Source organism: Enterobacter sp. JBIWA003 (genome assembly GCF_019968825.1).
Classification (GTDB): domain Bacteria; phylum Pseudomonadota; class Gammaproteobacteria; order Enterobacterales; family Enterobacteriaceae; genus Enterobacter; species Enterobacter quasiroggenkampii.
The window spans coordinates 4,458,775-4,481,094 of the sequence record NZ_CP074170.1; the positions used below are offsets into that span (position 1 = coordinate 4,458,775).

Annotated in this window: 16 protein-coding genes, 2 tRNA genes and 1 pseudogene; 2 read left to right on the top strand and 17 right to left on the bottom strand. The window is 54.4% G+C overall.

What is annotated here, in order from left to right; genetic code table 11:
• Nucleotides 1-42: 42 nt before the first annotated feature.
• Nucleotides 43-1,050: an LLM class flavin-dependent oxidoreductase gene (locus KGP25_RS21630; RefSeq protein ID WP_047959535.1), complete on the top strand. Its 1,008-nt coding sequence runs from the start codon at nt 43-45 to the stop codon at nt 1,048-1,050.
• Nucleotides 1,051-1,134: 84 nt separating this feature from the next.
• On the opposite strand, the gene mtr is transcribed toward KGP25_RS21630, so the two are convergent.
• From mtr to KGP25_RS21690, 11 genes and pseudogenes are all read right to left on the bottom strand, one after another.
• Nucleotides 1,135-2,379: a tryptophan permease gene (gene mtr, locus KGP25_RS21635; RefSeq protein WP_223539617.1), complete on the bottom strand. Its 1,245-nt coding sequence runs from the start codon at nt 2,377-2,379 to the stop codon at nt 1,135-1,137.
• A gap of 142 nt (nt 2,380-2,521) precedes the next feature.
• Nucleotides 2,522-4,417: a DEAD/DEAH family ATP-dependent RNA helicase gene (locus KGP25_RS21640; protein ID WP_048028855.1), complete on the bottom strand. Its 1,896-nt coding sequence runs from the start codon at nt 4,415-4,417 to the stop codon at nt 2,522-2,524.
• Between the two features lie 180 nt (nt 4,418-4,597).
• The gene (gene nlpI, locus KGP25_RS21650) at nt 4,598-5,482 is read right to left on the bottom strand and encodes a lipoprotein NlpI (RefSeq protein ID WP_008501476.1); all 885 of its coding nucleotides are present in this window, start codon (nt 5,480-5,482) and stop codon (nt 4,598-4,600) included.
• 50 nt (nt 5,483-5,532) lie between these two features.
• Nucleotides 5,533-7,729: pseudogene (pnp, locus tag KGP25_RS21655) on the bottom strand (polyribonucleotide nucleotidyltransferase).
• Nucleotides 7,730-7,971: 242 nt separating this feature from the next.
• Complete coding sequence (gene rpsO, locus KGP25_RS21660; RefSeq protein ID WP_003861789.1) at nt 7,972-8,241, bottom strand: 30S ribosomal protein S15; 270 nt, start codon at nt 8,239-8,241, stop codon at nt 7,972-7,974.
• A 154-nt stretch (nt 8,242-8,395) separates the two neighbouring features.
• Nucleotides 8,396-9,346: a tRNA pseudouridine(55) synthase TruB gene (truB, locus tag KGP25_RS21665; RefSeq protein ID WP_223539618.1), complete on the bottom strand. Its 951-nt coding sequence runs from the start codon at nt 9,344-9,346 to the stop codon at nt 8,396-8,398.
• On the bottom strand, nt 9,346-9,750 hold the full coding sequence (gene rbfA, locus KGP25_RS21670; RefSeq protein WP_003024988.1) for a 30S ribosome-binding factor RbfA: 405 nt from the start codon (nt 9,748-9,750) through the stop codon (nt 9,346-9,348). The genes truB and rbfA overlap by 1 nt, the downstream gene beginning before the upstream one ends.
• A gap of 89 nt (nt 9,751-9,839) precedes the next feature.
• Complete coding sequence (gene infB / locus KGP25_RS21675) at nt 9,840-12,527, bottom strand: translation initiation factor IF-2 (RefSeq protein ID WP_045910098.1); 2,688 nt, start codon at nt 12,525-12,527, stop codon at nt 9,840-9,842.
• A gap of 24 nt (nt 12,528-12,551) precedes the next feature.
• Nucleotides 12,552-14,054 carry a transcription termination factor NusA gene (gene nusA / locus KGP25_RS21680; protein WP_003861798.1) on the bottom strand — a complete coding sequence of 501 codons (1,503 nt, stop codon included), beginning with the start codon at nt 14,052-14,054 and terminating at the stop codon, nt 12,552-12,554.
• A gap of 28 nt (nt 14,055-14,082) precedes the next feature.
• Nucleotides 14,083-14,535: a ribosome maturation factor RimP gene (gene rimP / locus KGP25_RS21685; protein ID WP_014833432.1), complete on the bottom strand. Its 453-nt coding sequence runs from the start codon at nt 14,533-14,535 to the stop codon at nt 14,083-14,085.
• 207 nt (nt 14,536-14,742) lie between these two features.
• A tRNA-Met gene (locus KGP25_RS21690) sits at nt 14,743-14,819 on the bottom strand.
• 287 nt (nt 14,820-15,106) lie between these two features.
• Between KGP25_RS21690 and argG the strand changes: the two genes are divergently transcribed.
• On the top strand, nt 15,107-16,453 hold the full coding sequence (gene argG / locus KGP25_RS21695; protein WP_014833433.1) for an argininosuccinate synthase: 1,347 nt from the start codon (nt 15,107-15,109) through the stop codon (nt 16,451-16,453).
• A gap of 186 nt (nt 16,454-16,639) precedes the next feature.
• Here argG and KGP25_RS21700 read toward each other — a convergent pair.
• The 6 genes from KGP25_RS21700 to rlmE form a co-directional block, all read right to left on the bottom strand.
• Nucleotides 16,640-16,726: transfer RNA gene (locus KGP25_RS21700), tRNA-Leu, on the bottom strand.
• A gap of 9 nt (nt 16,727-16,735) precedes the next feature.
• Complete coding sequence (gene secG, locus KGP25_RS21705) at nt 16,736-17,068, bottom strand: preprotein translocase subunit SecG (RefSeq protein WP_023309338.1); 333 nt, start codon at nt 17,066-17,068, stop codon at nt 16,736-16,738.
• A gap of 223 nt (nt 17,069-17,291) precedes the next feature.
• Nucleotides 17,292-18,629, bottom strand: a complete 1,338-nt coding sequence (glmM, locus tag KGP25_RS21710) for a phosphoglucosamine mutase (protein ID WP_223539619.1) — start codon at nt 18,627-18,629, stop codon at nt 17,292-17,294.
• Nucleotides 18,622-19,470, bottom strand: coding sequence for a dihydropteroate synthase (gene folP / locus KGP25_RS21715; RefSeq protein ID WP_045910100.1), 849 nt, complete (start codon nt 19,468-19,470; stop codon nt 18,622-18,624). Before folP ends, glmM begins: the two co-directional genes overlap by 8 nt.
• A 98-nt stretch (nt 19,471-19,568) precedes the next feature.
• Complete coding sequence (ftsH, locus tag KGP25_RS21720; RefSeq protein WP_032622921.1) at nt 19,569-21,503, bottom strand: ATP-dependent zinc metalloprotease FtsH; 1,935 nt, start codon at nt 21,501-21,503, stop codon at nt 19,569-19,571.
• 102 nt (nt 21,504-21,605) lie between these two features.
• Entirely contained in the window at nt 21,606-22,232 is a 627-nt protein-coding gene (gene rlmE, locus KGP25_RS21725) for a 23S rRNA (uridine(2552)-2'-O)-methyltransferase RlmE (RefSeq protein ID WP_003861812.1), read from the bottom strand.
• Nucleotides 22,233-22,320 lie beyond the last annotated feature (88 nt).

Consider the following 22,320-nt stretch of genomic DNA (forward strand, 5'->3'; position numbering starts at 1 on the left):
TAATGCAGTATTAAAGATTGACCGTCGACAAAGTGAGCTGTTATGACTGACAAAACCCTTCCGTTTTCGGTGCTGGATCTGGCGCCGATCCCACAAGGCTCCTCGGCGAGAGAAGCCTTTTCGCACTCTCTGGATCTGGCTCAGCTGGCCGAAAAGCGTGGCTATCACCGCTACTGGCTGGCCGAACACCACAACATGGTGGGCATTGCCAGCGCCGCCACCTCGGTACTGATTGGTTATCTGGCGGCAAATACCACCACGCTGCACCTGGGCTCCGGCGGCGTGATGCTGCCGAACCACGCCCCGCTGGTGATCGCCGAGCAGTTCGGCACGCTGAATACCCTCTATCCGGGCCGTATCGATTTAGGGCTTGGCCGTGCGCCGGGCAGCGACCAGCCGACCATGCGCGCCCTGCGTCGCCATATGAGCGGCGATATTGATAACTTCCCACGCGACGTGGCCGAACTGGTGGACTGGTTCGACGCGCGTGACCCGAACCCGCACGTGCGCCCGGTACCGGGTTACGGCGAGAAGATCCCGGTATGGCTGCTGGGCTCAAGCCTCTACAGCGCGCAGCTCGCCGCCCAGTTGGGGCTGCCGTTTGCGTTTGCCTCCCATTTCGCGCCGGATATGCTGCATCAGGCGCTGCATCTTTACCGTACGCACTTCAAACCGTCCGAGCGTCTGGAGAAACCGTACGCGATGGTGTGTATCAACATCATTGCTGCCGACAGCAATCGCGACGCGGAATTCCTGTTCACCTCCATGCAACAGGCGTTTGTGAAGCTGCGTCGCGGAGAGACGGGCCAGCTTCCGCCGCCGGTGGAGAATATGCATCAGCTGTGGTCAGCTTCAGAGCAGTATGGCGTTCAGCAGGCGCTGAGCATGTCGCTGGTAGGCGATAAAGCGAAAGTGCGTCACGGACTGGAGGCGGTACTGCGTGAAACGCAGGCGGATGAAATTATGGTTAACGGCCAGATTTTCGATCACCAGGCGCGTTTGCACTCGTTTGAGCTAGCCATGCAGGTGAAAGAGGAGTTGGTGGGGTAGTTTTTTGCCGGATGGCGGCTGCGCCTTATCCGGCCTACGCGATCCCTGTAGGCCCGGTAAGCGTAGCGCCACCGGGCTTTGCATTTACTGATAGACAGGCAACAGATTAAAACTCGACAGCACGTGTACCAGGGCATTGCCCGCGCCGAACACCAGGATCAGCGCAATCATCGGCTTACCGCCCCAGACGCGGAATTTCGGGCTACCGAAGCGTTTACGTGATTTACGCGCCAGCAGCGCGGGCACTATTGCCGCCCAGATGGTTGCCGCCAGTCCGGCATAGCCGATGGCGTACAGGAAGCCGTTCGGCCACAGCAGGCCGCCCACAATCGGCGGCAGGAAGGTCAGCAGCGCGGTTTTGAAGCGCCCCATCGCAGAATCATCAAAGCCGAACAGATCCGCCAGGTAGTCAAACAGGCCCAACGTCACGCCGAGGAAAGAGCTCGCCACCGCAAAGTTAGAGAAGATAACCAGCAGCAGATCCAGGCTGCGGCTGTTCAGCACGCCGCTCAGCGCCTGCACCAGCACGTCAATATTACCGCCCTTCTGCGCAATACCGATAAATTCCGGGCGCGGGATGTTGCCCATCGTTCCGAGCAGCCAGATGACGTACAGCGCCAGCGCCAGCAGCGTGCCGTAGACCAGACACTTCACAATGGTGCGCGGATCTTTGCCGTAGTACTTCATCAGGCTCGGCACGTTGCCGTGGTAGCCGAACGACGCCAGACAGAAAGGCAGCGTCATCAGCAGGTACGGCGTATAGGAGGTATTCACTTCGGCAACGTCAAACAGCGTGGCGGGCGTCACGTGCCCCAGCAGGCTGCCGAAGGTCAGGAAGAAGGTGATGACCTTCGCGCCCAGTACGATTGCCGTCATCCGGCTTACCGCTTTGGTACTCATCCAGACGATAAACGCCACGCCCAGCGCAAAGCACAGCCCGGCCAGACGCGCCGGAACGTTCAGCGACATCTCAGAGAAGGTGTGATGCAGAATCGAACCGCTCGCCGAAATATATGCGTAGGTCAGGATATAGAGCACAAACGCGATGGACAGACCGTTCACCAGGTTCCAGCCTTTGCCCAGCAGGTCTTTGGTAATGGTGTCAAAGCTCGCGCCAATGCGGTAGTTCAGGTTGGCTTCGAGGATCATCAGCCCGGAATGAAGCATACAGAACCAGGTAAAGACCAGCGCGGCCAGCGACCAGAAGAACCACGCACCGGACATGACCACGGGCAGGGAGAACATCCCGGCACCTATAATGGTTCCGCCGATGATCACCACGCCGCCAAGCAGCGAAGGTGACGTTTGGGTGGTGGTTAGTGTCGCCATACAGCCTTTTCTCCAGTCAATCATGCGGTTCTGCATTTTAATGTGACGCACTGTACCAGTACAAGAGTACAAAGGGAATAAAAAAAGCCCCGATAGCATGTATCGGGGCTGTATATTTTACTTTACGTCAGAAGCGTAAGGCTTACGCGTCACCAAAACGACGACGGCTGGTGCCTTCTTCACGACGTGGACCACGGCTTTCGCGGCGCTCGCCGGAGAAACGACGACCTTCACCACCGCGACCTTCGCTGCGACCGCCTTCACGACGCTCGCCGCCGAAGCCGCGACCACCGCCACGACGTTCGCCGCCACGGTCAGGACGTGGCTGTGCATCGCCCAGCAGCTGCATGTTCATCGGCTTGTTCAGGATACGGGTACGCGTAAAGTGCTGCAGTACTTCACCCGGCATGCCTTTTGGCAGCTCGATGGTAGAGTGGGATGCGAACAGCTTGATGTTACCGATGTAACGGCTGCTGATGTCGCCTTCGTTAGCGATCGCGCCAACAATGTGACGAACTTCAACGCCATCATCACGACCCACTTCAATGCGGTACAGTTCCATGTCACCTGCGTCGCGACGTTCACGACGTGGACGGTCTTCACCACCACGCTCTGGACGGTCACCACGTGGGCCACGATCGTTACGGTCGCCACGACGTTCGAAGCGATCGTCACGGTCACGGAATTCACGCTTAGGACGCATCGGCGCATCTGGTGGCACGATCAGGCTACGTTCGCCCTGAGCCATTTTCAGCAGTGCTGCAGCCAGGGTTTCCATATCCAGCTCTTCGCCTTCAGCAACAGGCTGAATCTGCGACAGCAGCGCGCGGTACTGATCCAGATCGCTGCTTTCCAGCTGCTGCTGTACTTTGGCGGCGAATTTTTCCAGACGGCGTTTGCCCAGCAGCTCTGCGTTTGGCAGGTCCGCTTCTGGAATGGTCAGCTTCATGGTGCGTTCGATGTTACGCAGCAGACGACGCTCGCGGTTCTCAACGAACAGCAGCGCACGACCAGCACGACCCGCACGACCGGTACGGCCGATACGGTGAACGTAAGACTCGGAATCCATCGGGATGTCGTAGTTAACAACCAGGCTGATACGCTCAACGTCCAGACCACGTGCTGCCACGTCGGTTGCAATCAGGATATCCAGACGACCGTCTTTCAGACGCTCCAGAGTCTGCTCACGCAGGGCCTGGTTCATGTCACCGTTCAGCGCTGCGCTGTTGTAGCCGCTACGCTCCAGGGCTTCAGCCACTTCCAGGGTCGCGTTTTTGGTACGAACGAAGATAATCGCCGCATCAAAATCTTCCGCTTCCAGGAAACGTACCAGCGCTTCGTTTTTACGCATGCCGTACACAGACCAGTAGCTCTGGCTGATGTCCGGGCGAGTGGTTACGCTGGACTGAATACGCACTTCCTGCGGCTCTTTCATGAAGCGGCGGGTAATGCGACGGATAGCTTCCGGCATGGTTGCAGAGAACAGCGCGGTCTGATGACCGTCCGGGATCTGCGCCATAATGGTTTCAACGTCTTCGATGAAGCCCATACGCAGCATTTCATCTGCTTCATCCAGTACCAGACCGCTCAGTTTAGAGAGGTCCAGGGTACCGCGCTTCAGGTGATCCAGCAGACGGCCCGGCGTACCGACAACAATCTGTGGGCCCTGGCGCAGGGCGCGTAACTGCACGTCATAACGCTGGCCGCCGTACAGGGCAACCACGTTTACGCCGCGCATATGTTTAGAGAATTCCGTCATGGCTTCTGCAACCTGAACAGCCAGTTCACGGGTTGGTGCCAGAACGAGGATCTGCGGTGCACGCAGGTCCGGATCAATGTTGTTCAGCAGCGGCAGCGAGAACGCTGCAGTTTTACCGCTACCAGTCTGGGCCATGCCCAGCACGTCACGACCAGAAAGCAGGTGTGGGATACACTCAGCCTGGATCGGAGATGGTTTTTCGTAACCCAGATCGTTAAGGGCTTCAAGGATAGGAGCCTTCAGGCCCAGATCTGCAAAAGTGGTTTCGAATTCAGCCATGTAGTACGAGTGCCTCAATGTCAATGGCGGCCAGTCTACTTAGCTCATCGTGAAAATGATTAGCAATTTTCATTGAAAAGTGTGAACCGGCTCAAAGTAGGTGTATTGACGAACAACAACGCCCTCACCAGTTAAGGTGATGGCAATCAAAAGATTACGGGCTGATGTTTATGTCGTCAGCTATTGCTGGTCCGATTCTGCCAGGTCGTCTTGCTCCTGGCCCAAGAGCGATAATTCCAACAATGCATAACGGTGCTCAACGAAGTTGTGTACGTTGTTAGCAACCGCTAATTTGAACAGTGCCGTAGCGCTGTCCTTATCCCCCAGACTTAGGTAGTACTTACCTAAATAGAAGTTGGTTTCACTGAGATGCTCAGCGAGCGAGGTGTTATCCGTTGCGTCCGCCTTGAGGCGTTCCATCAGCGTTGCTTCGCTAATGTTGCCCAGGTAGAACTCGACAATGTTCCATCCCCACTGTTCCTTGTCCGATTTATCGAAGCGCTGTTTCAGTGCCTCTTTTGCCTGCTTCTCATCGAGCTTCCGCTCAACGATGTAAAGCCACAGGCTACGGAAAGGATCATTAGGATCGTCTTGATAAAACGCCAGCAGATCATCTTGCGCTAACTTGTCACGACCGCCGTAATACAAAGCGATACCGCGATTCAAGTGCGCGTAGTTGTAAGTTGGATCAAGCTCAAGTACAGAATCAAACGCTTCATAGGCAGCATCAAAATTGCCTGCCTGCGTTAAATAAATGCCTAAGTAATTGAATACTTCAGGCATATCAGGTCGGATAGCCAGCGCTTGTGAAAAATCATTTCGCGCCAATGCCCTCAGACCGAGACTATCATACAACACTCCGCGCTCATATAAAAGCTGTGCGCGTTCGTCATCGGTTAAAGCCCGACTGGCAAGTATTTGTTCCATGCGTGCCAGGATCACTTCCTGCTGCAAAGTCGGTTGCAATGGCACTGCGAGGACTTCGCTCTTACGCCAGGCAGAGTTGCTGCATCCTGCCAGCGTTAAAGCTGTCGCAACGAAACACCAGCGCAAAAAAGGCTTCATTTCCCACTCCCGAAGACAACTATTGGATGAACGTCCTGTCCCCCGGCGGCTTAACAAGGCGTCCTGCCTGATAATAGGCCCTCCGCAAAGCGGAGGGCAAATGGCAACTTACTCGCCTTGCTGTTCTGCGGCCTGTGCTTCTGGCGCAGCAGCTGGCTGAGACTGCTCGGTTGCTTCTTTAATGCTCAGACGGATACGGCCCTGGCGATCAACTTCCAGAACTTTAACCGGTACTTCTTGACCCATCTGCAGGTAATCGGTCACTTTCTCAACGCGCTTGTCAGCGATCTGAGAGATATGAACCAGACCTTCTTTACCGCCACCGATGGCAACGAACGCGCCAAAGTCAACGATACGGGTCACTTTACCTGCATAGACGCGGCCCACTTCGATTTCTGCAGTGATTTCTTCGATGCGACGGATCGCGAATTTCGCTTTCTCGCCGTCGGTTGCTGCGATCTTCACAGTACCGTCATCTTCGATTTCGATGGTGGTGCCAGTCTCTTCGGTCAGCGCACGGATTACGGAACCGCCCTTACCGATAACATCTTTGATCTTGTCTGGATTGATCTTGATGGTGTGAATACGCGGTGCGAATTCAGAGATATCACCGCGTGGCGCGTTGATAGCCTGTTCCATCACGCCCAGGATGTGCAGACGCGCACCTTTAGCCTGGTTCAGAGCAACCTGCATGATCTCTTTGGTGATACCTTCAATTTTGATATCCATCTGCAGCGCAGAGATACCGTCGCGGGAACCCGCTACTTTGAAGTCCATATCGCCCAGGTGGTCTTCGTCGCCCAGAATGTCAGACAGAACAACATAGTTGTCGCCTTCTTTCACCAGGCCCATTGCGATACCCGCAACGGCGGCTTTGATTGGCACGCCTGCATCCATCAGCGCCAGAGAGGCACCACACACGGAAGCCATAGAAGAAGAACCGTTGGATTCAGTGATTTCAGACACCACACGTACGGTGTACGGGAATTTGTCTGCTTCTGGCATGACTGCCAGCACGCCGCGCTTCGCCAGACGACCGTGACCAATTTCACGACGCTTCGGCGAGCCAACCATACCGGTTTCGCCTACGGAGTACGGAGGGAAGTTGTAGTGGAACAGGAAGCTGTCAGTACGCTCGCCCATCAGTTCGTCGATGATCTGTGCGTCACGTGCCGTACCCAGGGTCGCGGTAACCAGCGCCTGCGTTTCGCCACGGGTGAACAGCGCGGAACCGTGAGTACGTGGCAGCACACCAGTACGCACATCCAGACCACGAATCATGTCTTTTTCACGGCCATCGATACGCGGCTCGCCTGCCAGAACGCGGCTACGAACAACGTTTTTCTCGATAGCGTGCAGAATTTCGCTCAGCTCGTTAGCATCCAGCGTTTCGTCTTCAGCAACCAGCGTTGCGATAGTTTCAGACTTGATCACGTCAACCTGAGCGTAACGCTCCTGTTTGTCAGTGATGCGGTACGCATCGCTCAGACGAGATTCTGCCAGAGCTGCAACGCGTGCATTCAGCGCGTCGTTAGCTGCTTCTGGCTGCCAGTCCCAACGTGGTTTACCGGCTTCTTTCACCAGATCGTTGATGTTCTGGATAACAACCTGCTGCTGGTCATGGCCGAAGACCACAGCACCCAGCATCTGGTCTTCGCTCAGCAGTTCTGCTTCGGATTCAACCATCAGCACAGCGGCTTCGGTACCCGCAACCACCAGGTCCAGCTTACTTTCTTTCAGCTCTTCCTGAGTTGGGTTCAGCACGTACTGGTCGTTGATGTAACCGACGCGCGCGGCACCGATTGGGCCATTGAATGGAATACCAGACAGTGACAGGGCAGCGGACGCACCGATCATCGCCACGATGTCCGGGTTAACCTGTGGGTTAACGGAAACAACGGTCGCGATAACCTGTACTTCGTTAACGAAGCCTTCCGGGAACAGCGGACGAACCGGGCGGTCAATCAGACGCGCGATCAGGGTTTCGCCTTCGCTTGGACGGCCTTCACGACGGAAGAAGCCACCCGGGATTTTACCGGCAGCGTAGGTACGCTCCTGGTAGTTAACGGTCAGCGGGAAGAAGTCCTGACCTGGTTTAGCTTTTTTCTGGCCCACAACGGTAACGAATACCGCGGTGTCATCCATGCTTACCATAACGGCAGCAGTAGCCTGACGTGCCATCATGCCGGTTTCCAGCGTGACGGTATGTTGACCATACTGGAATTTACGAACGATCGGATTCAGCAAAGTTCTGTCCTTTCTTAAATGTTTGACAGCACACCACCGGTGTGCTGTCGATTTGACCCGACCTTCTTCGCATCCTCGCGACTAATGACAACCAACACCCCCCTGGGTGAAGCCTCTCATTAGCCGCGCGAACCTCTGCAATGAAGATCATTTATAGCAACAATACAATAGTTTCCAGTGAATTGCTGCCGTCTGCTTGAAAAAAGGGGCCATCAGGCCCCCTTTTCTGAAACTCGCAAGAATTAGCGACGCAGACCCAGACGCTCGATCAGCGCGGTGTAGCGTGCAACATCTTTACGTTTCAGGTAGTCGAGCAGTTTACGACGCTGAGAAACCATACGCAGCAGACCACGACGGCTGTGGTGATCTTTTTTGTGCTCTGCAAAGTGACCCTGCAGGTGGTTAATCTGTGCAGTCAGCAGTGCAACCTGAACTTCGGTAGAACCGCTGTCGTTAGTACCACGACCAAACTCAGAAACGATTTTAGCTTTAGCTTCAACGCTTAGAGACATTTTCAAACTCCAAAGTATAAAGAATGTAAGGATGCCGATCTCTAATTCAGCAATCCCATGTACGCCCCGCAGATTGTTAAACAATTTACCAGGCGTTAAGCGGCGATATTCTACTCGTCTCCCCTGCTTATCGCAAGGTGAGCCGTTATCACCGTCACGCGTCGACCGGATATTCGACGACCAGACGACGCGGCGCAACGCGCCCTTCGCCATCCATTTCGCCCATCCCGATGAATTTCCCTTCGTCACCTTCGGTCACGCGTACCAGGCCTTCCAGCGGTGCCTCCGCCGTACGAACCGGGTTGCCGTTCTTAAAGTAAACGGACGATGTTAAAGGAAGATTAACAACCGGGAAGTCCGCAGCCGGACTGTCCATCGGCATCAGCAGCGGATCCAGCAAATCTGCCGGCGCGATCCCCTGCGCTTCAGCGTGTTCAACCAGCTCGCGCAAATGTTCCAGGGTCACCATCCGCTCCACCGGGTACTTGCTCACCGCCAGACGACGCAGGTAAATCACATGCGCGCCGCAGCCCAGTTTTTCACCGAGGTCGTCGATGATGGTGCGAATATAGGTCCCTTTCGAACAGTGCACTTCCAGCTCCAGCTCATCGCCTTCATAGCGAATAAAGAGCAGCTCATACACGGTAATCGGACGGGCTTCACGCGGGACCTCAATGCCCTGGCGCGCATATTCGTAGAGTTTTTTCCCCTGATACTTCAGCGCCGAATACATCGACGGTACCTGCATCGTATCCCCACGGAAGCTCTCCAGCGCCGCATCAAGCTGCTCCGCGCTGAACGTCACCGGACGCTCCTCCACGACCTGACCATCCGCGTCGGAGGTATCCGTGCGCTGGCCCAGCTTAGCGATAACGCGGTAACGCTTATCGGAGTCGAGCAGGTACTGGGAAAACTTTGTCGCCTCTCCCAGACAGACCGGCAGCATGCCGGTTGCCAGCGGGTCGAGCGCGCCGGTGTGGCCCGCACGGTTGGCGTTAAAAATACGCTTAACTTTCTGCAGCACGTCGTTGCTGGAAGCGCCCTGGGGTTTATCCAGCAGCAGCACACCATGCACGTCGCGACCACGACGACGAGGACGACTCATCAGTCCTCCTTGCTGTCGTCCGCCGGGTTAACACGACGCTCATCGTCATGTTTAACCACGCTGGTCACCAGGTTGGACATACGCATACCTTCGACCAGCGAGTTGTCGTAGAAGAAGGTCAGTTCAGGCACGATACGCAGGCGCATCGCCTTACCGAGCAGAGAGCGGATGAAACCAGACGCTTCCTGCAGCGCTTTGATGCCGTTTTTCACTGCGGCTTCGTCCTGATCGTTCAGGAAGGTGACGAACACTTTGGCATAGGCCAGGTCACGGGACATTTCCACACCGGAAACGGTGGTCATCATGCCGACGCGTGGGTCTTTAATTTCACGTTGCAGAATGAGTGCGATCTCTTTCTGCATTTCCTGCGCTACGCGCTGAGGGCGACCAAATTCTTTCGCCATAATAAATTCTCCAGACAAAAAAGGGGCTAAAGCCCCTTTTTGAAATTATTGCCGGGTGGCGCGAGGCGATCCCGGCTTACAATCGGTAATTAAGCGATGGTACGCTGAATTTCGATGATCTCGAACACTTCGATCATATCGCCAACGCGAACGTCGTTGTAGTTCTTCACGCCGATACCACATTCCATGCCGTTACGGACTTCGTTAACGTCATCTTTGAAGCGGCGCAGGGATTCCAGCTCGCCTTCATAGATAACCACGTTGTCACGCAGTACGCGGATTGGGTTGTGACGCTTGATGTTACCTTCGGTAACCATACAGCCCGCGATCGCACCGAATTTCGGTGATTTGAACACGTCACGTACTTCAGCCAGACCGATGATCTGCTGTTTCAGCTCAGGAGACAGCATGCCGCTCATCGCTGCTTTCACTTCGTCGATCAGGTTATAGATGACGGAGTAGTAACGCAGATCCAGACTTTCGGATTCAATCACTTTACGCGCAGACGCATCCGCACGAACGTTGAAGCCAACCAGGATAGCGTTGGACGCAGCAGCCAGGGTTGCGTCGGTTTCGGTGATACCACCTACGCCAGAACCGATGATCTTCACTTTCACTTCGTCGGTAGACAGTTTCAGCAAGGAGTCGGAGATCGCTTCCACAGAGCCCTGAACGTCGGCTTTCAGCACAATGTTCACTTCGTGAACTTCGCCCTCGGTCATGTTGGCAAACATGTTCTCGAGTTTAGATTTCTGCTGACGAGCCAGTTTAACTTCACGGAATTTGCCCTGACGATACAGTGCCACTTCACGCGCTTTCTTCTCGTCACGCACAACGGTCACTTCGTCACCGGCAGCCGGAACACCGGACAGACCCAGGATTTCCACAGGAATGGACGGACCCGCTTCCAGCACTTCCTGACCCAGTTCGTTACGCATCGCACGAACGCGACCGTATTCGAAACCGCACAGAACGATATCGCCTTTATGCAGCGTACCTTCACGAACCAGAACGGTAGCAACCGGGCCACGTCCTTTATCCAGGAAGGATTCGATAACCGCACCGCTCGCCATACCGTTACGGATGGCTTTCAGCTCCAGAACTTCGGCCTGCAGCAGGATCGCGTCCAGCAGTTCGTCGATACCGGTACCCGCTTTCGCAGACACGTGTACGAACTGGCTTTCGCCGCCCCACTCTTCCGGCAGGATACCGTACTGGGAGAGTTCGTTTTTAACACGATCGGGATCCGCTTCTGGCTTATCGATCTTGTTCACGGCAACCACAACCGGCACACCGGCTGCTTTCGCGTGCTGGATAGCTTCGATGGTCTGCGGCATGACGCCGTCGTCCGCCGCAACAACCAGAACAACGATATCCGTCGCCTGAGCACCACGAGCACGCATAGAGGTAAACGCGGCGTGGCCCGGGGTATCCAGGAAGGTGATCATACCGTTGTCAGTTTCTACGTGGTATGCACCGATGTGCTGGGTAATCCCACCCGCTTCGCCAGAGGCAACCTTGGTAGAGCGAATGTAGTCAAGCAGAGAGGTTTTACCGTGGTCAACGTGACCCATGATGGTCACTACCGGTGCGCGCGGTTCTGCCGCAGCACCTGTGTCACGGTCGCTCATTACTGCTTCTTCCAGCTCGTTTTCACGACGCAGGATAACTTTGTGGCCCATCTCTTCCGCAACCAGCTGTGCAGTTTCCTGATCGATCACCTGGTTGATGGTTGCCATCGCGCCCAGCTTCATCATCGCTTTGATGACCTGAGAGCCTTTAACCGCCATCTTGTTCGCCAGTTCGCCAACGGTAATGGTTTCGCCGATCACAACGTCACGGTTAACGGCCTGAGCCGGCTTCTGGAAGCCCTGCTGCAGAGCGGAACCTTTACGCTTGCCGCCTTTACCACCGCGAACCGCCGCGCGTGCTTCTTCACGGTCAGCTTTGGATTCAGCGTGCTTGTTACCTTTTTTCGCCGGACGCGCTGCTTTTGCATTACGACCACGGCCACGGCCGCCTTCTACTTCACGGTCGTTATCATCTTCAGCCTGACGTGCGTGCTGAGAAGTGGTCACGTGATAGTCGCTGGTGTCTTCAGACTGCTCAGCGGTATCAACACCGTTCTTCTCATTTTCTTCAGCCATACGACGCGCTTCTTCGGCGACGCGGCGAGCTTCTTCTTCCAGCTTACGGCGGGCTTCTTCTTCCGCTTTACGCTTCAGCTCGGCAGCTTCATTTTCACGGCGGGCTTTTTCAGCCTGGGCGGTTTTGGTCATTTCGTCTGTCTGTTGATTGCTCACTTTGTCTTTTTCCGCAGCGTCACGCTTCACTTTATCACTTGCGTCGCGTTTCGCTTTTTCTGCGGCCTCACGTTCAGCTTTTAATTCTGCTTCACGTTTGGCGGCTGCTTCCGCCTCACGCTGAGCTTGTTCTTCCGCTTCACGCTGTGCCTGCTCTTCCGCAGCAAGGCGTTCTGCCTCTTGCGGATCACGTTTTACAAAGGTGCGCGTCTTGCGGACTTCAATTTGTACCGATTTGCTTTTGCCACCGGTACCAGGGATGTTTAACGTGCTACGCGTTTTGCGCTGCAGCGTTAACTTGTCAGGCGTAGAGCCGTGTTCACGGTTCAGGTGCGTTAACAAGGTTTGTTTTTCTTGCGCGGTCACCGAGTCATCAGCGGACTTCGGGATCCCTGCATCAGCAAATTGCTGTACCAGGCGGTCCACGGAGGTCTGAATCTCAGCAGCCAGCGATTTTACAGTTACATCAGTCATGCTGTTCCTTCCTGCTACAGTTTATTACGCTTCGTCGCCGAACCAGCAAATATTACGTGCGGCCATGATGAGCTCGCCGGCTTTCTCGTCGGTTAAACCTTCGATATCAGCCAGGTCATCAACGCCTTGCTCAGCGAGATCTTCCAGCGTACAAACACCACGGGCAGCCAGCTTGAACGCAATCGCACGATCAAGACCTTCCAGATTCAGCAGGTCATCAGCCGGCTTCTTATCGCCAAGGCTTTCTTCCTGAGCCAGTGCCAGGGTGGTCAGTGCGTTTTTAGCGCGTTCACGCAGGGCTTCAACGGTTGGTTCATCCAGACCGTCAATTTCCAGCAGCTCTTTCATTGGCACATAGGCCAGTTCTTCCAGCGTAGAGAAACCTTCTTCAACCAGAACAGTGGCGAAGTCTTCGTCAATATCCAGGTATTTCGTGAAGGTATCGATCGCCGCATGGGCTTCAGCCTGATGCTTAGCCTGCAGGTCATCAACGGTCATGACGTTGAGTTCCCAGCCGCTCAGCTGTGACGCCAGGCGTACGTTCTGACCGTTACGGCCGATTGCCTGCGCCAGGTTGCCCGCTTCAACAGCGATATCCATGGTGTGTTTGTCTTCGTCAACAACGATAGACGCCACATCAGCCGGAGCCATTGCGTTGATCACGAACTGCGCCGGGTTGTCATCCCACAGAACGATATCAATACGTTCGCCGCCCAGCTCAGTAGAAACTGCCTGGACACGCGCACCGCGCATACCGACGCAAGCACCGACCGGGTCGATACGCTTGTCGTTGGTTTTCACCGCAATTTTCGCACGGGAGCCCGGATCGCGAGCCGCCGCTTTAATCTCAATAACTTCTTCACCGATTTCCGGTACTTCGATACGGAACAGTTCTACCAGCATTTCTGGTTTAGAACGGGTCACGAAGAGCTGTGCACCACGCGCTTCAGGGCGAACGGCGTACAGAACACCGCGAATACGGTCGCCTGGGCGGAAGTTTTCACGCGGCAGCATATCTTCACGCAGGATCACGGCTTCAGCGTTACCCGGCAATCCTTCGGATTTGATCTCCAGGGAGATGTTGTCGCGGTTCACTTTCTTCACCACGCCGGTGATGATTTCGCCTTCCTGATCGCGGAACTGATCGACAACCAACGCGCGCTCGGCTTCGCGCACTTTCTGCACGATAACCTGTTTAGCGGTCTGGGTGGTGATACGGTCGAAGGTCACAGATTCAATCTGATCTTCAACGTAGTCACCCACGTTCAGACTTTCGTCTTCAAAACGGGCGGCTTCCAGCGTGATCTCTTTGGTCGGCTGGGTCACTTCTTCAACGATTACCCAACGACGGAATGTATCGAAGTCACCGCTTTTACGATCGATTTCTACGCGAACATCGATCTCTTGTTCGTATTTTTTCTTGGTTGCTGTAGCCAGTGCACTTTCCAGCGCTTCAAAAATCTTCTCACGCGGCAGTGATTTCTCGTTGGAGACGGCTTCAACAACAGCCAAAATTTCTTTGTTCATCGCGGGCTTTTCACCTCAATCCAGACTGTTAAAAGTGGGGAACCAGGTTCGCCTTCTGGATATTACTCAGCGCGAACACTTCATCTTTGCCTTCGACTGTCACCGTGATCATTTCACCATCAACGGCTTTGATAATTCCCTGCCATTTACGGCGGTTCTGTACGGCCATACGCAGAACGAGAGCCACTTCTTCACCGGTAAAGCGCACATAGTGCTCGGCCGTGAACATCGGGCGATCGAGGCCAGGTGAGGAAACTTCCAGGTTGTACGCAACGGTAATTGGGTCTTCAACATCAAGAACCGCACTCACCTGGTGGCTGACATCAGCACAATCATCAACATTGATGCCATCTTCACTATCAATATAGATGCGCAGCGTCGATGTACGGCCGCGAACGAATTCGATGCCGACCAGTTCGTAGCCCAGTGCTTCGACCGGTGCAGTAATCATCTCTGTTAATTTTTGCTCTAATGTGGACAAGCCCACCCCCAAGACATAAAAAAAGGGCGTAAAGCCCAGTTATTCTGTAGTCAGATAACAAAAAACCCCGATAAATCGGGGCTTTAGATAACTGAACCCTATAGCCACAACTGTGGCCTGGAGCACTTTCCTAAAGAATTTTTTCAAATCCAGCTACGAAGGCTCTAAGTCTTCACAGTATATTTGAAAAAGAACTTTATGGGAAAGTGGTTGCGGGGGCCGGATTTGAACCGACGACCTTCGGGTTATGAGCCCGACGAGCTACCAGGCTGCTCCACCCCGCGCCTGAAACGTGGCAAATTCTACGCGTTTTGGACAGAATTTGCAAATAATGCTGGGATTTGGTACCGAAGACGGGACGTAAAATCGGCGTTTAGTATATTGATAGTTGACCCCACCTGTCAAGGCGACTTCCGCCAGATCGATCAGACCAAAATTTTTACAAAAAACGCACGAGTCTCTTCCGGTCTTCGCCAAAAGATGATTAAATGAATACTCACTTATTTTGCATAAAAATGCACAAGAGAGCGAAAGCGGTCTCTAATCAGTCAATCAAGCAGGGTTTTATTCTATGACGACGATTCTCAAGCATCTTCCGGTAGGACAACGTATTGGCATCGCTTTCTCAGGTGGCCTGGATACCAGCGCTGCACTGCTGTGGATGCGCCAGAAGGGAGCGGTTCCGTATGCCTATACTGCGAACCTGGGTCAGCCGGATGAGGACGATTATGATGCTATTCCTCGTCGCGCGAAAGAGTATGGTGCAGAGAACGCGCGCCTGATTGACTGCCGTAAGCAACTGGTCGCGGAAGGTATCGCGGCGATTCAGTGTGGTGCATTCCATAACACCACCGGCGGCCTGACCTATTTCAACACCACTCCGCTGGGCCGTGCGGTGACCGGCACCATGCTGGTTGCCGCCATGAAAGAAGACGGCGTTAACATCTGGGGTGACGGCAGCACCTATAAAGGAAACGATATCGAACGTTTCTATCGTTATGGCCTGCTGACCAACGCCGAACTGCAGATTTACAAACCGTGGCTGGATACCGACTTCATCGACGAGCTGGGTGGTCGTCATGAAATGTCCGAGTTTATGATCGCCTGCGGTTTTGACTATAAGATGTCAGTCGAGAAAGCTTACTCCACCGACTCCAACATGCTGGGTGCGACGCACGAAGCGAAAGACCTGGAATTCCTGAACTCCAGCGTGAAGATCGTTAACCCAATCATGGGCGTGAAGTTCTGGGACGAGAACGTGAAGATCCCGGCAGAAGAAGTGACCGTTCGTTTCGAACGCGGTCATCCGGTTGCGCTGAACGGCAAAACCTTCTCTGACGATGTGGAGCTGATGCTGGAAGCAAACCGCATCGGCGGTCGTCATGGTCTGGGCATGAGCGATCAGATTGAAAACCGTATCATCGAAGCGAAAAGCCGTGGTATCTATGAAGCCCCGGGGATGGCGCTGCTGCACATCGCTTACGAGCGTCTGCTGACCGGCATTCACAACGAAGACACCATTGAGCAGTATCACTCTCATGGCCGTCAGCTGGGCAAACTGCTGTATCAGGGCCGCTGGTTCGATCCGCAGGCGCTGATGCTGCGTGATGCGCTGCAGCGTTGGGTGGCGAGTGCAATCACCGGTGAAGTGACCCTGGAACTGCGTCGCGGTAACGACTACTCCATTCTGAACACCGTGTCTGACAACCTGACCTATAAAGCAGAGCGTCTGACCATGGAGAAAGGTGAATCCGTGTTCTCACCGGACGATCGTATTGGCCAGCTGACCATGCGTAACCTGGACATCACCGATACCCGTGAGAAGCTGTTCAACTATGTTGAGAACGGTTTGCTGTCAGCCAGTTCAGGTAACGGCCTGCCGCAGGTTGAAAACCTGGAGCACAGCGATAAGAAATAATCGCTGATGTAGCATGCAAAAGGCGTCCTGGGGACGCCTTTTTTATTTGGCCTTTCGTAGGGCGGGTAAGCGCAGCGCCACCCGCCATTTTGCCCGGTGGCGCTGCGCTTACCGGGCCTACGAAAAACTACACATAATTTACAGACGAAAAAAAAGACGTCTTTCGACGTCTTTCTTCTGGAATATTGGTACCGAGGATGGGACTCGAACCCACAAGCCCGTTAGGGCACTACCACCTCAAGGTAGCGTGTCTACCAATTCCACCACCTCGGTACAGAATACTTAGTGCGGGATATCGCTGGTTGGCTTAGCCGGTGCAGCTGGCTGAGTCTGCTCAGTTTTCGCTGGCGCGCTCAGGTTTTCCCACTCGCTTCCTTTGCTGGTCTTGTTGCTGTTGATATTGCCAAGCACCAGGCTGATGATGAAGAACAGCGTAGCCAGAATCGCCGTAGTGCGGGTCATGAAGTTCGCAGAACCACTTGAACCAAACAGCGTACCGGAAGCGCCTGCTCCGAAGGAGGCTCCCATATCAGCGCCTTTACCTTGCTGCAGCATAATCAGCGCTACGAGAGCGATGGCTACAATAAGGAAAACAACTAAAAGAGCTTCGTACATAATCAACCTGTTCCTTGCGGATTTGCCGCATACCAATGCTTCGACCAATTAGCAGGATTTTTGTTTCCCACTGAAGCGGGTGTGAATACTAACCAAAGCGAATCACCTTCGCAAGGGCATTTTCGACGCATTGTATCAACTGCGGAAAAAAACAGCAAAAAGCCATTAATTGCTTAAAACAAAGGCGGCAAACGCCGCCTTTTTAAACATTTAGCGTGCAAGATTATGCAGCTTTTACGGCATCCGCAATACGGTGCGCAAATTCGGTTACCTGCGCTTCGTCTTCGCCTTCCACCATTACGCGGATCAGCGGTTCGGTACCAGACTTACGCAGCAGCACGCGTCCACGGCTGCCGAGGGCCGCTTCAACATCCGCCATCACCGCTTTCACGTTCTCATTTTCCAGCGGGTCGCCTTTGCCGGCAGTAAAACGTACGTTGACCAGAATCTGTGGGAACATTTTCATGCCGCTGCACAGGTCGTGCAGGCTCATATGGTTGCGCGCCATTGCGGCAACCACCTGCAGCGCGGCCACAATTCCGTCACCGGTGGTGGTTTTGTCGAGCAGGATCACGTGACCTGAGTTCTCCGCGCCGATACGCCAGCCCTTCTCCTGCAATTTTTCCAGCACATAGCGGTCACCCACTTTCGCGCGAACGAACGGAATACCGAGCTGTTTCAGCGCCAGTTCCAGGCCCATGTTACTCATCAGCGTCCCGACCGCACCGCCGCGCAGCTGACCCTGACGCAGACCTTCACGCGCAATAATGTAGAGGATCTGGTCGCCGTCGACCTTGTTACCTTCGTGATCAACCATGATCACGCGGTCACCGTCGCCGTCCAGCGCAATGCCCAGATCGGCTTTTTCTGCCAGAACGCGCGCCTGCAGGGCACGAACGTCCGTCGCACCGACCTGCTCGTTGATGTTCAGACCATCCGGCTCACAGCCAATGGCGATCACTTTCGCACCGAGCTCGCGGAAGACATTCGGGGCGATGTGGTAGGTCGCGCCATTTGCGCAGTCCACCACAATTTTGAGGTGCGCCAGGCTCAGCTCATTCGGGAAGGTGCCTTTACAGAATTCGATATAGCGACCCGCCGCATCAACGATACGGTTCGCTTTACCCAGCTCTGCGGAATCAACACAGGTGATCTCTTTTTCCATTTCAGCTTCAATGGCTTCTTCCACCTCATCCGGCAGCTTGGTGCCATCAATAGAGAAGAATTTAATGCCGTTGTCGTAGAACGGGTTATGAGAGGCCGAGATAACAATCCCCGCTTCCGCACGGAAGGTGCGCGTCAGATACGCGACCGCAGGCGTTGGCATTGGGCCTGTAAAAGAGGCGGACAGTCCAGCCGCCGCCAGCCCCGCTTCCAGCGCGGATTCCAGCATATAGCCGGAAATACGGGTGTCTTTACCGATGATAATTTTACGTGAGCCATGACGCGCCAGAACCTTGCCGGCAGCCCAGCCGAGCTTCAGGACAAAATCAGGGGTGATGGGAACATCGCCTACGCGCCCGCGGATACCGTCGGTACCAAAATATTTACGATTACTCATAGCGTTTGTTTTCCTTCGCTGCCAGTGTGGCTTCCACCACACGCATGGCTTCTACTGTTTCTTTGACGTCATGGACACGAATGATGTGCGCACCCTGCATCGCCGCAATCACCGCGCAGGCCAGGCTGCCGCTCAGGCGTTCGCTCGGGCCTACATTCAGCAACTGGCCAATCATCGATTTCCTCGACATCCCCACCAGCAGCGGCAGGCCAAAGTGATGAAATTCCGATAAGCGCGCAAGCAGCGCATAGTTGTGGGAGAGATTTTTACCGAAACCGAACCCCGGGTCGAGCAGCAATTTCTCTTTTGGGATACCTGCACGTTCGCAGCGTTCGATATGCTCAATAAAGAAGCGGTTTACGTCGGCAAAGACATCGTCATACTTCGGCGCGTCCTGCATGGTTTTCGGCTGCCCCTGCATATGCATCAGGCAAACCGGCAGCCCGGTTTCCGCAGCCGCCTCAATCGCCCCCGGTTCGGTAAGTGAACGAATATCATTGATAATGTGAGCGCCCACTCTCGCCACTTCACGGATCACTTCCGGTTTGGAGGTATCAACGGAGATCCACACTTCAAACCGCTGCGCGATAGCTTCAACGACCGGCACCACGCGCGCCAGCTCTTCTTCCACAGACACGTCCGCCGCACCGGGACGCGTCGATTCGCCGCCAACGTCAATGATGGTGGCACCTGCATTGATCATTAAATTCGCGTGCTTAACCGCCTCGATAAGCGTGTTATGCGTGCCACCGTCAGAGAAGGAGTCAGGGGTAACATTCAGGATCCCCATCACATGGGGATGTGAAAGATCGAGATGCGAGTCCTGAGCGAATAATTTCATGGCGAAAACCCTGATATCTAAATGGTTAAACAGAAATGAAAAACCCCGGAGCAAGCTCCAGGGTTTGAGTTACAGACAAACGCTTCAACAGCAGTGACTTACTTATCGCCCAACTGTTCTGACATGGTGTTGCCCGGGTTTGGCGTACGCGGTTCATCAACCGGACGCGGCGCACGCGGGGTGCCATTGTTGTCAGAGTTATTGGAAGCGCCTGGGTCTTCCCAGCCTGCTGGCGGACGCACTTCGCGGCGCGCCATCAGGTCGTCAATCTGCGGTGCATCGATGGTCTCATATTTCATGAGCGCATCTTTCATGGAATGCAGAATGTCCATGTTGTCATTCAGGATCTGACGCGCGCGACCGTAGTTACGTTCAATCAGCGCTTTCACTTCCTGGTCGATGATACGAGCTGTTTCATCGGACATATGTTTCGCTTTTGCCACGGAGCGGCCCAGGAACACTTCGCCTTCTTCCTCTGCATAGAGCAGTGGACCGAGTTTGTCGGAGAAGCCCCACTGAGTCACCATGTTACGCGCCAGGTTTGTCGCCACTTTAATGTCGTTCGACGCACCGGTAGAAACATGTTCCGGACCGTAGATAATCTCTTCGGCCAGACGACCGCCGTACAGGGTTGAGATCTGGCTTTCCAGCTTCTGACGGCTGGCGCTGATCGCGTCGCCTTCAGGCAGGAAGAAGGTCACACCCAGCGCACGACCGCGCGGAATAATCGTCACTTTATGCACCGGATCATGTTCCGGCACCAGACGACCAATAATCGCGTGACCGGCTTCGTGGTAAGCCGTGGACTCTTTCTGCGCTTCCGTCATCACCATGGAGCGACGTTCCGCACCCATCATGATCTTGTCTTTCGCTTTCTCGAACTCCACCATCGACACGACGCGCTTGTTACCACGAGCGGCAAACAGTGCAGCTTCGTTGACCAGGTTAGCGAGATCCGCACCGGAGAAGCCCGGAGTACCGCGCGCAATGATTGCCGCGTCGATGTCGGGTGCCAGCGGTACGCGACGCATGTGAACTTTCAGAATCTGTTCACGACCGCGAACATCCGGCAGACCGACAACAACCTGACGGTCGAAACGGCCTGGACGCAGCAGCGCCGGGTCAAGAACGTCCGGACGGTTAGTCGCCGCGATAACGATGATACCTTCGTTACCTTCGAAGCCGTCCATCTCAACCAGCATCTGGTTCAGCGTCTGTTCACGTTCATCGTGACCACCACCCAGGCCTGCGCCACGCTGGCGGCCTACGGCGTCGATTTCATCGATGAAGATAATGCACGGTGCTGCCTTCTTGGCCTGCTCGAACATGTCACGCACACGAGATGCACCAACACCCACGAACATTTCGACGAAGTCAGAACCTGAAATAGTAAAGAACGGCACCTTCGCTTCACCCGCGATGGCTTTCGCCAGCAGGGTTTTACCGGTACCCGGAGGGCCAACCATCAGCACGCCTTTCGGGATTTTACCGCCCAGTTTCTGGAAACGGCTCGGCTCACGCAGGTATTCAACCAGTTCACCGACCTCTTCTTTCGCTTCGTCACACCCGGCAACGTCCGCAAAAGTGGTCTTGATCTGATCTTCCGTCAACATACGCGCCTTGCTCTTACCGAACGACATGGCACCTTTGCCACCGCCGCCCTGCATCTGGCGCATAAAGAAGATCCAGACGCCGATAAGAAGCAGCATCGGGAACCAGGAAATGAAGATAGTAGCCAGCAGGCTTTGTTCTTCTGGCGGTTCACCTACCACCTTGACGTTTTTAGTCAGAAGGTTATCAAGCAGCTTAGGATCGTTCACCGGGATGTAAGTCGTGTAACGGTTACTATCTTTCTTGGTAACGTTGATCTCACGTCCGTTGATACGCGCTTCGCGAACCTGGTCCTGATTGACCTCCTGCAGGAAGGTAGAATAATCCACCTTGCGGCCATTCGACTCGCTGGGCCCAAAGCTCTGGAATACTGACATCAGCACAACGGCAATGACCAGCCAGAGTATTAGGTTTTTCGCCATGTCACTCAAGGGATTAACCTCATATTACAACTGTGTTAAAAACAGCGTCAGGATACTCTATATCCAGTTTCATTCAAACTTTCGTCTGAAATCTCCCGGTTATCATTTTCGCCCGGTCGCTACAATATACACTTCACGGGAACGGGCCCGGGAAGAGTCCGGCTTACGAACTTTGACCTTCGCAAACAGGGAGCGAATTTCCTTAAGATACTCCTCGAAACCTTCGCCCTGAAACACCTTCACAACAAAACTACCACCAGGCGCTAGTACATCACGACACATTTCTAACGCTAGCTCCACCAGATACATGGCGCGGGGGATATCCACCGCCGGTGTTCCGCACATATTTGGTGCCATATCTGACATGACAACCTGGACCTTACTGTCACCTACACGATCAAGTAACGCTTTCAGCACTAATTCATCACGAAAGTCGCCCTGAAGGAAGTCGACACCGACGATGGGATCCATTGGTAAAAGATCGCACGCGATGATTCGGCCCGTTCCGCCGATCTGCGTTACCGCATACTGGGACCATCCGCCAGGTGCCGCCCCGAGGTCAACAACCGTCATCCCCGGCTTAAAAAGTTTGTCACTTTGCTGTATTTCATCAAGTTTAAACCAGGCACGGGAACGCAACCCCTTTTTCTGTGCCTGTTGAACATATTTATCGCTAAAGTGTTCCTGGAGCCAGCGGCTGGAGCTGGCAGAACGCTTTTTACCTGTCATTTAACATTTCCGTCCTGGTTCATCGTTGCTTGCCTGTGACGTAAATTTCTACGCAGCTATTTGGCGATATAAGGGAGATGGCGGTAGA